Source organism: Pseudomonas sp. R9.37, assembly GCF_963878885.1.
In the GTDB taxonomy this organism is placed as follows: domain Bacteria; phylum Pseudomonadota; class Gammaproteobacteria; order Pseudomonadales; family Pseudomonadaceae; genus Aquipseudomonas.
In genome coordinates this window covers 12,396-25,664 of sequence record NZ_CAWNZA010000007.1, presented here as the reverse complement: position 1 = coordinate 25,664, position 13,269 = coordinate 12,396, and the positions used below count along the sequence as shown (strand labels likewise).

Genomic DNA, 13,269 nt, shown 5'->3' with positions numbered 1-13,269 from the left:
TACAGATTTTGTAATAGTTTTGCGTTGTAGGAAATTTAGGTTTCGATTGTACGATTCAAGTCCTTTTCCACTGCAGGACTTGCATGAACACCCTCTCGGAGCCTCCCAGTCGTCTTTCCCCAAGACATCCGCTGTTGCTGTTCCCGCTGAATCACCCCGTATTCCGATGGCTGCCCTTGTCCCGGTCCACTGACCGCGCTTTGCCGTGTCCGGCATTCAGACATCTATAACGAGGCTCTATAAATGGAATGGTTAGCGGATCCAACGGCCTGGCTCGGCCTGTTGACCTTGATTGTGCTGGAACTGGTACTGGGCATCGACAACCTGGTGTTTATCGCGATCCTGGCGGACAAGCTGCCGCCGGAGCAGCGCGACCGGGCGCGGTTGATCGGGTTGTCCCTGGCGTTACTGATGCGCCTGGGCCTGCTGGCGAGTATTTCCTGGATGGTCACCCTTAGTCAGCCGCTGTTCGAGGTTTTCGGCAAGGGGTTTTCCGGCCGTGACCTGATCATGTTGTTTGGCGGTGTGTTCCTGTTGTTCAAGGCCACCCTGGAATTGCACGAGCGCCTCGAAGGTCATGTGGCCCAGCGGGCGGGCAAAGCCACCTATGCGATGTTCTGGCCGATCGTCGCGCAGATTGTGGTGCTCGACGCGGTGTTCTCCCTCGACGCGGTGGTGACCGCCGTGGGCATGGTCGATGAGCTGGCGGTGATGATGATCGCAGTGATCGTGTCCATCGGCCTGATGATTGTCGCGAGCAAGCCGCTGACGCGTTTCGTCAACGCGCACCCGACGGTGATCATGCTGTGCCTGAGTTTCCTGATGATGATCGGCCTGGTGCTGACTGCAGAAGGCTTGGGTTTCCACGTGCCCAAGGGGTACTTGTACGCGGCGATGGGCTTCTCGATTGTGGTGGAGCTGTTCAACCAGCTTGCCCGCGCCCGTCGCAAAAAGTCGGTACAGGGCACGTTGCCGGTGCGCCAGCGCACTGCGCATGCGGTGATGCGTTTACTGGGGGGTCGCAGTCTGGCCGTGGAGGGCATGGATGACGACGTTGCCGACTTGATGGGCGAGCCGGATGCGACCCAGGGCCCGCTGTTTGACCGACGCGAGCGCGTGATGATCAGTGGCGTGTTGCAGTTGGCCGAGCGCCCGATCCGTAGCTTGATGACGCCGCGGGCCAAGGTCGACTGTATCGATCTGGCGGACGATGCCGACACTATCCGCCGTAAATTGATGCATTCGTCCTACTCCCGGCTGCCGTTGATCCGCAACGGTGCTGTCGATGAGCCATTGGGCTTTGTGCACAAGAAGGAGTTGCTCAAGGAATACCTGGCCGGCCACGAGCCGAACCTGGAGCACCTGGCGCGCCGCGCGGTCAACCTGCTGGAGAGCTTTTCGATCCTCAACGCCCTGGAGCAGATGCGCCAGGCATCCACCCATATTGCGTTTGTGATCAACGAATTCGGCGATTTCATCGGCGTGCTGAGCATGACCGACATCCTTGAATCCATCGCTGGTGAATTGCCGGATGCCAGCGAAATCGAAGGGCCGGATATCGTCGAGGAGGGCGCAGGCTTTCGCGCCAATGGCGCCTTGACCCTTAACCAGGTGCGCCAGCGCACCGGCTTCAAGGCCGTGGCCACCGACGATTACCAGACGCTCGCAGGTTTGGTGATGAGTCTGCTGGACCGCTTGCCGCGAGTGGGCGACAGCCTGGAGCACGAAGGCTGGCACCTGACGGTGGCGGCAGTGGAGGAGCGGCGGGTGACGCAGGTGCTGCTGATACCTACGGCGCGTAGTCTTTGAACACCTGATCCAGAAGTGCTTCCTGTTCATCCGGCGCGCCAATGCCCTTGAGGTTTTCGACCTCAAGGGCATTTTTGTAGACCACCAGGGTGGGGGTGCCGTCCACGCCTTCGATTCTCGGCGTCCGGGCGGTGTCCAGGATCATGCTCTTCACTCGGCCGGCGTATTTTTCGGCGATGCTATTAAAGCGTGGGTGAACTCCCAGGCACGCCTGGCAGGACTGAGAAGTAAACAGCACGATCACCAGCGGGTGCTGATTCAGAACCTGCTGGTAGTCGCTGAGGGTATCAATCACCGCATTGGCAGCACCCATGATGATCTCCTTGTGCACCTGGCCGAGGGGGCCTGCCGGGTACGCTAAATCGCGAGATCACCACCGTCTACTGTCAACCTTCACAGGTAGACAGGCTCATGCATCGTCGGCACGCTCGGTTCGTTCACGCGCCTTGCGCGCTTGGCTCGCGCATTTCTTGTATTCCTCATTGTCCCTGGACGCCTTCGCCCGACGATAGCCATGGTGGTTCTGGCTGGTGTAATCGGTGCTGAAGGCTTCCTTGAGCTTCTGCAGTTCTTCCTTGCATTCACGGCGATCATTACTGGCCGAAGCCGTACCGGCCGCCAGACAGCCCAGCAACACCACCATAAGGCTTACCTTCATCACGCCACGCTCCCGTACACAGACCTCCCACCAGCCTAGCCCAGCACAAAAAAACAACCAGAGCCTCGCCAAGAAACGCTGGTGACGAGCAGACCTGGCATGGCAGACGGGCGACTTGTGGCAGATGGGCCATGTGACAAACGGGCCAGTCGTGGCAAACAGGCTAGCTGTAGTGAGCAAGCTTCCTGTGGCGAGCGGGCTTGCCCCGCGTTGGAGTGCGAAGCGCTCCCAAGCCAGCCGCCGCGCTATACCTGAAAAACCGCGTCGCCAGGTTTTGGGGCCGCTTCGCAGCCCAACGCGGGGCAAGCCCGCTCGCCACAAGAAGCCCGCTTGCCACCACGAGAAGCCCGTCTGCCATCACACGCCCGCCTGCCACACCAAGCCCGCTTGCCACAGAAAACACCCACGCCCGAGCACCGCCACGGTGCACGGTAACGCTACCGTGGTGCGCCGCATCCAACTGTCACCGCCGTGTGTGGCCTTGCGTAGCAACACATTCCCGGCTGCTGGCATAGCGCCTTACCCCAGCTCAATATCTATCCAATTGATTTAGAACAACTTTACCCGCGTCATGTTTTTCTGCGACTGCGTGTGGCACACTTTCTGCTGTCTATTCCGTTGTTACATACTAAGTTCCGGTATAGCGGAATACACAACTCCTGGAGTGCTTGTCATGCATCACCGACCTTCCGTGTTTAAAGCGTGTGTTTTTCTCTTCGCCGCATCGGCTTCCCTCGCAAGCGTTGTGCACGCGGCGGACAGCAAGCTCGATGATGTGCTCAAGCGTGGGCATCTCATCGTGGGTACAGGCAGTACCAATGCGCCGTGGCACTTCCAGGGAGCGGATGGCAAGTTGCAGGGTTTTGATATCGACATCGGCCGCATTGTCGCCAAAGGCTTGTTCAACGACCCGAGCAAGGTCGAGTTTGTGGTGCAGTCTTCCGACGCACGTATTCCCAACCTGCTGACCGACAAGGTCGACATGAGTTGCCAGTTCATTACCGTCACCGCCAGCCGTGCGCAGCAGGTTGCCTTTACCTTGCCGTATTACCGCGAAGGCGTGGGCCTGCTGTTGCCGAACAACAGCAAGTACAAGGAAATCGAAGACCTGCAAGCCGCCGGCGACGGCGTCACTGTGGCCGTGCTGCAAAACGTCTACGCCGAAGAGCTGGTGCACCAGGCGCTGCCCAAGGCCAAGGTTGACCAGTACGACAGCGTCGACCTGATGTACCAGGCCGTGAACTCCGGCCGCGCCGATGCTGCCGCCACCGACCAGTCGTCGGTCAAGTACCTGATGGTGCAAAACCCAGGCCGCTACCGCAGCCCGACCTACGCCTGGAGCCCGCAAACCTACGCGTGCGCGGTCAAGCGTGGCGACCAGGACTGGCTGAACTTCGTCAACACCGCGCTGCATGAAGCGATGACCGGCGTGGAATTCCCGACCTACAAGGCCTCGTTCAAGCAGTGGTTCGGCGTGGATTTGCCAGAGCCAGCGATCGGTTTCCCGGTTGAGTTCAAGTAAATCGTAAACCCTGGGGCGTCGCTGACGGCGCCCCAATCAGGTACTGCCGACCATGAACTATCAGTTGAACTTTGCCGCCGTGTGGCGTGATTTCCCCAGCTTGCTGGCGGGGCTCGGCCTGGGCCTTGAGCTGGCGCTGCTGTCGATCGCGATTGGCTGCGTGATCGGCCTGATGATGGCGTTCGCCATGCTGTCCAGACACCGCGCGTTGCGCATCATCGCCTCGGTGTACGTGACGGTGATCCGCAATACGCCGATTCTGGTGCTGATCCTGTTGATCTACTTTGCACTGCCGTCACTGGGGATTCGTCTCGACAAAATCCCGTCCTTCATCATCACGCTGTCGTTGTACGCCGGTGCCTACCTCACCGAAGTGTTTCGCGCCGGGCTGCTGAATATTCCCAAGGGTTTGCGCGAAGCCGGCTTGGCCATCGGCCTGGGTGAGTGGCGTATCCGCGCCTACATCACCGTGCCGGTGATGCTGCGCAACGTCTTGCCGGCGTTGTCGAACAACTTCATTTCGCTGTTCAAGGACACCTCGCTGGCCGCGGCGATTGCCGTGCCGGAGCTGACCTATTACGCCCGCAAGATCAACGTCGAAAGCTACCGGGTGATTGAAACCTGGATGGTCACGACCGCGCTCTACGTGGCTGCCTGTTACCTCATTGCCATGCTGCTCCGTTACCTGGAACAGCGTCTGGCGATCCGTCGTTAAGGAGGGTTTCCATGTACGAGTCCCCCAGCTGGTTGCATGAGTTGTGGATCGCCCGGGACACCCTGTGGGCGGGCTTTCAGGCCAGCGTGTATGTGTCTGCGCTGGCGATTATTTTCGGTACGCTGATCGGCATCGTCGCCGGGTTGATCCTGACCTACGGCAAATTCTGGATGCGCGCGCCGTTTCGTCTGTATGTCGACCTGATCCGTGGCACGCCGGTGTTTGTGCTGGTGCTGGCGTGTTTCTACATGCTGCCGGCGCTCGGTTGGCAGATCACCGCGTTCCAGGCCGGCGCCGTCGGGCTGACGCTGTTCTGCGGCTCTCACGTGTCGGAAATCGTGCGCGGTGCGCTGCAAGCCATTCCCCGTGGGCAACTGGAAGCGGGCAAGGCAATTGGCCTGACGTTCTACCAATCCCTGGGCTACGTGCTGTTGCCTCAAGCGCTGCGCCAGATCCTGCCGACCTGGGTCAATTCCTCCACGGAAATCGTCAAGGCCTCGACCTTGCTCTCGGTGATCGGCGTGGCCGAACTGCTGCTGAGCACCCAGCAAGTGATCGCGCGCACCTTCATGACCCTGGAGTTCTACCTGTTCGCCGGGTTTCTGTTCTTTGTCATCAACTACGCCATCGAGTTATTCGGGCGCTACATTGAAAAGCGGGTGGCCTTGCCATGAACCAACCTCAAACCAACCAACCGCTTTTGAACATTCGCGGCCTGCGTAAACAGTACGGCCAGGTCGAAGTGCTCCAGGGTGTCGACCTGTCCATGCAGCGCGGCAACGTGGTGACGTTGATCGGCTCCAGCGGCTCGGGCAAAACCACGCTGCTGCGCTGCGTCAACCTGCTGGAAGAATTCCAGGGCGGGCAGATCACCCTGGACGGCGAGTCCATCGGCTACAGCGAAATCGCCGGCAAGCGTGTGCGCCACCCTGAGCGGGTGATTGCCCAGCACCGCGCGATGACCGGCATGGCGTTCCAGCAGTTCAACCTGTTTCCGCACCTCACCGCGTTGCAAAACGTCACCCTCGGCCTGCTCAAGGTCAAGAAGATGGGCAAGGACGAAGCCGTGGCCCTCGCCGAAAAATGGCTGGACCGTGTCGGCCTGCTGGAGCGGCGCAATCACTTCCCCGGCCAGTTGTCCGGCGGTCAGCAACAGCGCGTGGCGATTGCCCGGGCGATTGCGATGAACCCCAGCTTGATGCTCTTCGACGAAGTCACCTCGGCCCTTGACCCGGAGTTGGTGGGCGAGGTGCTCAGCGTGATCAAGGGCCTGGCGGAAGAGGGCATGACCATGTTGCTGGTTACCCACGAAATGCGCTTTGCCTACGAAGTGTCGGACAAGATCGTATTCATGAACCAGGGCCGCATTGAAGAGCAGGGCAGCGCGAAGGACATCTTCGAACGCCCGCAATCGCCGCGCCTGGCGGAATTTTTGAAGAACATTCGTTTTTAAATCAGGAGCAACTTTATGAGCATTACTCGTTACGGCACCGGCAGCACCGCCGGCGGTGGCCAACCGCGTCCTTTCGCACGTGCAGTGGAAGCGGACGGCTGGCTCTACGTCTCGGGCCAGGTGCCGGCGGTGGACGGTGAAATCATCAACGGCGGCATCATCGAACAAACCCGCCAGACCCTGCGCAACGTGGTGGCCATTCTGGAAGAGGCCGGTTACGAGTTGAAAGACGTGGTGCGCGTTGGTGTATGGCTGGAAGACCCGCGCGATTTCTGGAGTTTCAACAAGGTGTTCGGCGAGTACTTCACCCCCGAACACGCCCCGGCGCGCGCCTGTGTGCAGGCCAACATGATGGTCGACTGCAAGGTTGAGATTGATTGCGTGGCCTACAAGAAAAAAGGCTAAATGCCCCTCTCTTGAAATCCACTGAAGATCAAATGTGGGAGGGGGCTTGCCCCCGATAGCGGTGTATCAGCAACACCTGTATCAACTGACACACTGCAATCGGGGGCAAGCCCCCTCCCACAGGGGATCTCTGCCAGACCCTAGAATTTCGACCGGACCGAACTGCCATGACCGAAGACACCATCAAACGCCGCGCCAAAGGACTGGACCGTGCATTCGATATCCTCGATTTTCTCAAGGAAATCGGCCAGCCCCTGCGCCCGAATGATATTGCCAGCGGCATCGGCAGCCCAAAATCCACGGTCTACGAATTGGTCGCCTCGTTGCTTGAGCGGCGCATCCTCGAAACCGTGGGCAAGGACGGCCACGTCTACCTCGGCCGCCAACTGTACTTCCTCGGCCAGGCGCACCTGCGCCACTTCGACCTGACCCGCGAGGCCGATCACGCCCTGCAGGAAATCGTCAGCCAGACCCACGAAACCGCGCAGATGTGCCTGCTCAACGGGCGCAAATACACGGTGGCGCTGATGCGCGAGGGCGAGCGGCATTTCCGCATCTCGTCGGACATCGGCGAAAACGCACCGATCCCCTGGACTGCTTCCGGGCGCCTGTTGCTGGGGCACTTGAGCGACCAGCAGATTATCGACCTGATCGACTACGACGATTTCATCCTGCCGGACGGCCAACGCCTGCCGCTGGAGACGTTTCTGGCGCAGATCCGCCAGGCTACGCTCGATGGGTTCTTCTCCTTCGACAGCGTGGCCGACACCTTCACCCATTGCTTCGCCGCCCCGGTGCGGGACGCGCAGGGCATCAGCATTGCGACCTTGTGCATCGTTGCCCCACGGGCCGACGCGATCAAAAACTACAACGACTATCGCCGGGTGTTGATCGACAGCGCCAACAACCTGGCCCGACGCATCAACGAATAGGAGTTTTTATGACTGCCCTCAACGCCGTTGAAAAAGGCGCCGCCGCCGTTGGCGCCCACCTGGTCCGCGACGTCAGCTTGCCGGCCCTGGTGCTGCACCGTGACGCCCTGGAACACAACATTCGCTGGATGCAGGACTTCGTCAGCAACAGCGGCGCAGAACTGGCGCCCCATGGCAAAACCAGCATGATGCCGGCGTTGTTTCAGCGCCAGATCGAGGCGGGCGCCTGGGGCATCACCCTGGCCAATGCGGTGCAGACCCGCGCCGCCTATGCCGGGGGCGTGCGTCGCGTATTGATGGCCAACCAATTGGTCGGCGCGCCGAACATGGCGTTGATTGCTGATCTGCTGGCCGACAAAGACTTCGACTTCCATTGCATGGTCGATCACCCGGACAACGTCGCCGACCTGGGGCTGTTTTTCGCCGCCCGTGGCCTGCGCTTGAACGTGATGATCGAGTACGGCGTGGTCGGTGGCCGTTGCGGCTGCCGCAGCGAGCAGGAAGTGCGCGACCTGGCCAAGGCGATCAAGGCCCAACGGGCGCTGGCCCTCACCGGCATTGAAGGCTACGAAGGCGTGATCCATGGCGAGCACGCCATCAGCGGCATCCGCGACTTCGCCGCCAGCCTGGTGCGCCTGGCGGTCGACCTGCAAAACAACGGCTCTTTCGACCTGCCCAAACCGATCATTACCGCCTCGGGTTCGGCCTGGTACGACCTGATCGCCGAGTCCTTCGAAACCCAAAACGCCGCGGGGCGTTTCTTAAGCGTGTTGCGCCCGGGCAGTTACGTGGCCCACGACCACGGTATCTACAAGCAAGCGCAATGCTGCGTGCTCGACCGTCGCAGCGACCTCAACGAAGGCCTGCGCCCGGCGCTGGAAGTCTGGGCGCACGTGCAATCGATGCCCGAGCCAGGCTTTGCGGTGATCGCCCTGGGCAAGCGCGACGTGGCCTACGACGCCGGTTTGCCGGTGCCGCTCAAGCGCTACCGGGCTGGAATTGTGCCGGCCGAAGGCGATGACGTCACCGCCTGCATCGTGACGGCGGTGATGGACCAGCATGCGTTCATGACGGTGGCACCGGGGGTTGAGTTGCGCATCGGCGACATCATCTCGTTCGGCACCTCGCACCCTTGTCTGACCTTCGATAAGTGGCAAGTGGGCTGCCTGGTGGATGAGCAGTTGCAGGTGATCGAGTCGCTGCATACCTGCTTCTAGACCACGTCGCGCCTATCGCCGGCAAGCCCGCTCCCACAGTTGATTGCATTTCAAATGAAGGCATGCGGTTGAATGTGGGAGCGGGCTTGCCCGCGAAGAGGCCCTCCAGAACAGCGAGAGACCAAGGCATGAACCCACAACCGCGCATCGCCCTGATCGGCGAATGCATGATCGAACTCCAACACCGCGCCGACGGCAGCCTCCAACAAAGCTTTGGCGGCGACACCCTGAACGCAGCGGTGTACCTGCGCCGCGAGCTGGGCGACATCGGCACGGTCGACTACGTCACCGCCCTGGGCGATGACAGTTTCAGCGACGCCATGTGCAAGCACTGGGCCGAAGAGGGCCTGGGCCTGGGCAGGGTCCAACGCTTGCCCGGGCGATTACCGGGGTTGTACTGCATCCAGACGGACGCCAACGGTGAACGCAAATTCCTCTACTGGCGCAACGAAGCCGCCGTGCGCGACTGCTTCACCACCCCGGCCGCCGAGCCGATCCTGGCGGCTTTGCCGGGTTATGACGTGGTGTATTTCAGCGGTATTACCCTGGCAGTGCTGGGAGAAATCGGGCGTACGCGGTTACTGCAAGCCTTGATCGAAACGCGCAAGCGCGGTGGCAGGGTAGTCTTCGACAACAACTACCGGCCGCGTTTATGGGCCAGCGTCGAGGCGGCGCGCGCGGCGTACCACGCCGTGTTGGCCGAGGTGGATATTGCCTTGCTGACCGAGGACGACGAGCGTGCGTTGTTTGGGTACGCCGACAGCGAGCAGGTGTTTGCGGCGTATCCGGCGATTGCAGAGGTGGTGCTCAAGCGCGGCGCGGATGCGTGCTTGATCCGTTGTGACGGCGAGCGTTTTGCGGTGCCGGCGTTGAAGGTCGAGAAGGTGGTGGACACGACGGCGGCGGGGGATTCGTTTAGTGCGGCGTATCTGGCCAGTCGGCTGAAGGGTGAGCCGCCGCAGGAGGCAGCGTTGGCTGGGCATCGGTTGGCGAGCCGAGTCATCCAGGTGCCGGGGGCACTGATTCCGAAGTAGCGGGTACATGGCCGCCTGCGGCGGTTCGCGGGCAAGCCCGGCTCCCACCGTTGACTGCACTCCTTCAGCAGGCCGCATTCCTTCAGTGGAAATGCAGTCAGGTATGGGAGCTGGCTTGCCTGCGATTGGCCAGTCGGCTGAAGGGTGAGTCGCCGCAAGAGGCAGCGTTGGCTGGGCATCGGTTGGCGAGCCGGGTCATCCAGGTGCCGGGGGCACTGATTCCGAAGTAGCGGGTACATGGCCGCCTGTGGCGGTTCGCGGGCAAGCCCGGCTCCCACCGTTGACTGCACTCCTTCAGCAGGCCGCATTCCTTCAGTGGAAATGCAGTCAGGTATGGGAGCTGGCTTGCCTGCGATTGGCCAGTCGGCTGAAGGGTGAGCCGTCGCAAGAGGCAGCGTTGGCTGGGCATCGGTTGGCGAGCCGGGTCATCCAGGTGCCGGGGGCACTGATTCCGAGGTAGCGGGTACATGGCCGCCTGCGGCGGTTCGCGGGCAAGCCCGGCTCCCACAGTTGACTGCATCCCTTCAGCAGGCTGCATTCTTGAGTTGAAATGCGGTCAAGTGTGGGAGCTGGCTTGCCTGCGATAGCGGTCTCAAGCCAAACACTTAATCCCGGTAAAACACCTGCACCAGGTGATAGCCAAACTTGCTCTTGATCGGCCCATGCACCACCTTCAACGGCTTCTTGAATATCACCGCGTCAATTGCCCCGACCATCTGCCCTGGCCGCACTTCACCCAAATCACCGCCGCGCTTGCCGGACGGGCAGGTCGAGTATTTCTTGGCCAGCACATCAAACGCTTCGCCCTTGGCGATACGCTGCTTGAGCTGTTCGGCTTCTTCACTGGTTTTCACCAGGATGTGACGGGCTTGGGCTTTCATGTTGTTACCTGGCAACGGTCAAACGTAAGGGCGCGCGATTATGCCTGAACTCATTCATCGACGCTGATCATGCTGCGGATTTTGGTCGCCAGCAGCTCAACCGAGAATGGCTTGGCCACCATGTCCATGCCGTCCTCCAGGAAGCCCTGGCGCTCGGCGGCTTTTTCGGCGTAACCGGTCATGAACAACACGCGCAGGCCGGGCCGGTGCTGGCGGGCGATTTCTGCCAATTGGCGGCCGTTCATGCCCGGCAGGCCGACGTCGGTGACCAGCAGGTCCACGCGCAAATCCGACTCCAGCAGCGGCAGTGCCGTGCGTGAATCCGCCGCCTGGTGGGCGGTGTAGCCCAGTTCAGCCAGCACATTGACCACCAGCATGCGCACCGCGGCGTCATCCTCGACGACGACCACCGCTTCACCGGCCAGTGCCAGCGGCGCTTCACTCAGGTGCTGCGGGAGGTTGCTTTCCAGCGCGGTGCCATGCAGGCGCGGCAGGTACAGGCGCACGCAGGTGCCCTGGCCGGGTTCACTTTGAATGGTCACGTGGCCACCCGATTGCTGGGCAAACCCGTAGATCATCGACAGCCCCAGGCCGGTGCCCTGGCCGATGGGCTTGGTGGTGAAGAACGGGTCGAAGGCCTTGGCCAGAATCTTCGGCGCCATGCCGCTGCCGTTGTCACTTACGCCGAGCATCACGTAGTCGCCGGCCTTGACCGGTTCGAGGGTGGTGATGTCGGTGCCGTCCAGGTAGCTGTTGGCGGTTTCAATCACCAATTCGCCGCCGTCGGGCATTGCGTCGCGCGCGTTGATCACCAGGTTCAGCAGGGCGTTTTCCAACTGGCTGGCATCGGTATTCACCGGCCAGATGTCCTTGCCCAACTGCACCTTGAGTGAGATATGCGCGCCTTTGGTGCGGCGGAACAAGTCTTCCAGCGACGCCACCAGCGTGTTCGGGTCCAGCGGGCGGCGGTCGAGCGACTGGCGCCGGGAGAACGCCAGCAGCCGGTGGGTGAGGGCGGCCGCACGGTGAGCGGAGGAGACCGCCGCGTCGGTAAACCGGCCGATCTCATCGCTGCGCCCGGCGGCGATGTAGCGCTGCATCAGGTCCAGGCTGCCGATAATCCCGGTGAGCATGTTGTTGAAATCATGGGCGATGCCGCCAGTGAGCTGACCCACCGCTTCCATCTTCTGCGCATGGCGCAGCGCATCCTCGGCGCGCTCGCGTTCGAACATCTCGTTTTGCAGGCGCTGGTTGGCCTCGGCCAGCGCCTGGGTACGCTGGGCGACGCGTTCTTCGAGGTTCTCGTTGAGGTGGCGCAGGGCTTCTTCGGTGAGTTTGCGTTCGGTCTCGTCGATCACGAAGATGTAAAAGCCATTCACCGAGCCGTCATTGCTAAAGCGCGGCAAGTACTTCATCAGTGCATGGCGCGGCCGGCCGTCGTGGTGGGGCGTCACGGTCATGAAGCTGCACGCCTTGCCCTTGAGCGCGGCCGCGATCTTGTCTTCGCGCCCGGCATACACCTCATCGCCGAGCACTTCGCGGATGCTCTTGCCGTACAACTCCTGGGGCGTCATGCCGTACCAGTCGAGGTAAGCGCTGTTGTTCAGGCGAAAACGTTGTTCATGGTCGACGTAACCGATCAGCACCGGCATGGCGTTGATGATCAATTGCAGTTCGGTCTGGCTTTGGCGCAGGGCCTGCTCGGTGTGTTTGCGCTCGGTCAGGTCCAGCGCTGCGCCTAAAAAGCGTGCCGGGCGGCCTTGATGATCCTTGTAGCAGCGCCCGCGCGCGAACACCCAGCGCACCTGGCCGTCGGCTTGCAGCAGGCGGTATTCCTCGGCGTACTCGGTGCCGAAGGTGATGCAATGCTTGATGCTGCGCGCCACCATGCCACGGTCTTCGGGGTGTACGCCTTGCAGGTAGTCGCTGATGGGCAGCAGGCCGGCGTCACTCGGGTCGACGCCGTGCAGGTGGGCGAAGTGGGCATCGGCAATAAAGCGGTCTTCGCCGATGTCCCAGTCCCAGGTGCCGACCGCATCCGTTGCCGCCAGCGCCAGTTGCAGGCGTTGCTCGGTGCTGTGCTGGGCCTTGAGGCTGTCTTCGGAGCGCTGCTGCAGCTCGAGGGCTTTGCTGCGCCGTTCGTTGGTTTCGATGGCGGTGACCAGGATACCGGCCACCGTCCCGCTTTCATCGCGGACCGGGCTGTAGGTCAGGTCGAGCCAGATCTCGGTATCGCGGTGGTTGCGTTGCAACACAAAGCGTTGCTCGCTGAACGTGCGCACCTGGCCGCTCAGCACGGCGTCGTAGACAGGCGCGGTGAAGCTGGCCAATTCCGGCCAGGTCTCATGCGCCGGCTGGCCCAACGCGCCAGGGTGCTTGTTGCCCGCAAGCCGCGCAAAGCCGTCGTTGTAAAGCTGCGTGAGCAGGGGGCCCCACAGCAGCAGCATTGGCATCGGTGAGTGGACCACGATGTCGACCGCTGTGCGTAGACTTTGCGGCCAGTCGTTGGCCTCACCGAGGGGGCTTTGCGCCCAGTCCAGCCGCGCAATCAATGCAGCGGCTTCGCTACCGGTGGATGTTCCATTCATGAAAAAGCCCTACACCTGACACTTTGAAGTACAACAAAAGCCGATTATCCCGCGA

At 61.5% G+C, this 13,269-nt stretch carries 13 protein-coding genes and 2 pseudogenes; 11 read left to right on the top strand and 4 right to left on the bottom strand.

Annotation, left to right across the window (positions count from 1 at the left end; genetic code table 11):
• Nucleotides 1–243 precede the first annotated feature (243 nt).
• Nucleotides 244–1,809 carry a TerC family protein gene (locus AACU78_RS05070; RefSeq protein WP_106580131.1) on the top strand — a complete coding sequence of 522 codons (1,566 nt, stop codon included), beginning with the start codon at nt 244–246 and terminating at the stop codon, nt 1,807–1,809.
• Here the strand turns inward: AACU78_RS05070 and AACU78_RS05065 are convergent.
• Entirely contained in the window at nt 1,790–2,122 is a 333-nt protein-coding gene (locus AACU78_RS05065) for a thioredoxin family protein (RefSeq protein WP_106580130.1), read from the bottom strand. The two genes, AACU78_RS05070 and AACU78_RS05065, sit on opposite strands and share 20 nt — an antisense overlap.
• Before the next feature lie 96 nt (nt 2,123–2,218).
• Nucleotides 2,219–2,467 carry a hypothetical protein gene (locus AACU78_RS05060; protein ID WP_106580129.1) on the bottom strand — a complete coding sequence of 83 codons (249 nt, stop codon included), beginning with the start codon at nt 2,465–2,467 and terminating at the stop codon, nt 2,219–2,221.
• 673 nt (nt 2,468–3,140) lie between these two features.
• Here AACU78_RS05060 and AACU78_RS05055 point away from each other — a divergent pair.
• From AACU78_RS05055 to AACU78_RS05010, 10 genes and pseudogenes are all read left to right on the top strand, one after another.
• Nucleotides 3,141–3,989, top strand: a complete 849-nt coding sequence (locus AACU78_RS05055) for a transporter substrate-binding domain-containing protein (protein ID WP_065929539.1) — start codon at nt 3,141–3,143, stop codon at nt 3,987–3,989.
• A 52-nt stretch (nt 3,990–4,041) separates the two neighbouring features.
• Nucleotides 4,042–4,704 (top strand): amino acid ABC transporter permease, encoded by a 663-nt coding sequence (locus tag AACU78_RS05050; protein ID WP_106580127.1) that lies wholly within the window; start codon nt 4,042–4,044, stop codon nt 4,702–4,704.
• 11 nt (nt 4,705–4,715) lie between these two features.
• Nucleotides 4,716–5,378 carry an amino acid ABC transporter permease gene (locus tag AACU78_RS05045; protein WP_025857548.1) on the top strand — a complete coding sequence of 221 codons (663 nt, stop codon included), beginning with the start codon at nt 4,716–4,718 and terminating at the stop codon, nt 5,376–5,378.
• Nucleotides 5,375–6,157 carry an amino acid ABC transporter ATP-binding protein gene (locus AACU78_RS05040; RefSeq protein ID WP_106580126.1) on the top strand — a complete coding sequence of 261 codons (783 nt, stop codon included), beginning with the start codon at nt 5,375–5,377 and terminating at the stop codon, nt 6,155–6,157. The genes AACU78_RS05045 and AACU78_RS05040 overlap by 4 nt, the downstream gene beginning before the upstream one ends.
• A 15-nt stretch (nt 6,158–6,172) precedes the next feature.
• Entirely contained in the window at nt 6,173–6,562 is a 390-nt protein-coding gene (locus AACU78_RS05035; protein WP_106580125.1) for a RidA family protein, read from the top strand.
• 167 nt (nt 6,563–6,729) lie between these two features.
• On the top strand, nt 6,730–7,494 hold the full coding sequence (locus AACU78_RS05030; RefSeq protein WP_106580124.1) for an IclR family transcriptional regulator: 765 nt from the start codon (nt 6,730–6,732) through the stop codon (nt 7,492–7,494).
• An 8-nt stretch (nt 7,495–7,502) separates the two neighbouring features.
• Nucleotides 7,503–8,711 (top strand): amino acid deaminase, encoded by a 1,209-nt coding sequence (locus tag AACU78_RS05025; RefSeq protein WP_106580123.1) that lies wholly within the window; start codon nt 7,503–7,505, stop codon nt 8,709–8,711.
• A gap of 128 nt (nt 8,712–8,839) precedes the next feature.
• Nucleotides 8,840–9,745: a sugar kinase gene (locus AACU78_RS05020; protein WP_106580122.1), complete on the top strand. Its 906-nt coding sequence runs from the start codon at nt 8,840–8,842 to the stop codon at nt 9,743–9,745.
• Nucleotides 9,746–9,870: 125 nt separating this feature from the next.
• Nucleotides 9,871–9,975: pseudogene (locus AACU78_RS05015) on the top strand (sugar kinase); the annotation flags it as partial.
• A 125-nt stretch (nt 9,976–10,100) separates the two neighbouring features.
• Nucleotides 10,101–10,205 (top strand): annotated as a pseudogene (locus AACU78_RS05010) (sugar kinase); the annotation flags it as partial.
• Between the two features lie 145 nt (nt 10,206–10,350).
• On the opposite strand, the gene AACU78_RS05005 reads toward AACU78_RS05010, so the two are convergent.
• Nucleotides 10,351–10,626: a peptidylprolyl isomerase gene (locus AACU78_RS05005; RefSeq protein ID WP_106580121.1), complete on the bottom strand. Its 276-nt coding sequence runs from the start codon at nt 10,624–10,626 to the stop codon at nt 10,351–10,353.
• A 50-nt stretch (nt 10,627–10,676) separates the two neighbouring features.
• Nucleotides 10,677–13,214 carry a PAS domain-containing sensor histidine kinase gene (locus tag AACU78_RS05000; RefSeq protein WP_106580120.1) on the bottom strand — a complete coding sequence of 846 codons (2,538 nt, stop codon included), beginning with the start codon at nt 13,212–13,214 and terminating at the stop codon, nt 10,677–10,679.
• Nucleotides 13,215–13,269: the final 55 nt, after the last annotated feature.

Bases quoted from the DNA above. Each gene is read 5' to 3' on its own strand.
- AACU78_RS05070 (WP_106580131.1), top strand. From the start codon at position 244: ATGGAATGGTTAGCGGATCCAACGGCCTGGCTCGGCCTGTTGACCTTG.
- AACU78_RS05065 (WP_106580130.1), bottom strand. From the start codon at position 2,122: ATGGGTGCTGCCAATGCGGTGATTGATACCCTCAGCGACTACCAGCAG.
- AACU78_RS05060 (WP_106580129.1), bottom strand. From the start codon at position 2,467: ATGAAGGTAAGCCTTATGGTGGTGTTGCTGGGCTGTCTGGCGGCCGGT.
- AACU78_RS05055 (WP_065929539.1), top strand. From the start codon at position 3,141: ATGCATCACCGACCTTCCGTGTTTAAAGCGTGTGTTTTTCTCTTCGCC.
- AACU78_RS05050 (WP_106580127.1), top strand. From the start codon at position 4,042: ATGAACTATCAGTTGAACTTTGCCGCCGTGTGGCGTGATTTCCCCAGC.
- AACU78_RS05045 (WP_025857548.1), top strand. From the start codon at position 4,716: ATGTACGAGTCCCCCAGCTGGTTGCATGAGTTGTGGATCGCCCGGGAC.
- AACU78_RS05040 (WP_106580126.1), top strand. From the start codon at position 5,375: ATGAACCAACCTCAAACCAACCAACCGCTTTTGAACATTCGCGGCCTG.
- AACU78_RS05035 (WP_106580125.1), top strand. From the start codon at position 6,173: ATGAGCATTACTCGTTACGGCACCGGCAGCACCGCCGGCGGTGGCCAA.
- AACU78_RS05030 (WP_106580124.1), top strand. From the start codon at position 6,730: ATGACCGAAGACACCATCAAACGCCGCGCCAAAGGACTGGACCGTGCA.
- AACU78_RS05025 (WP_106580123.1), top strand. From the start codon at position 7,503: ATGACTGCCCTCAACGCCGTTGAAAAAGGCGCCGCCGCCGTTGGCGCC.
- AACU78_RS05020 (WP_106580122.1), top strand. From the start codon at position 8,840: ATGAACCCACAACCGCGCATCGCCCTGATCGGCGAATGCATGATCGAA.
- AACU78_RS05005 (WP_106580121.1), bottom strand. From the start codon at position 10,626: ATGAAAGCCCAAGCCCGTCACATCCTGGTGAAAACCAGTGAAGAAGCC.
- AACU78_RS05000 (WP_106580120.1), bottom strand. From the start codon at position 13,214: ATGAATGGAACATCCACCGGTAGCGAAGCCGCTGCATTGATTGCGCGG.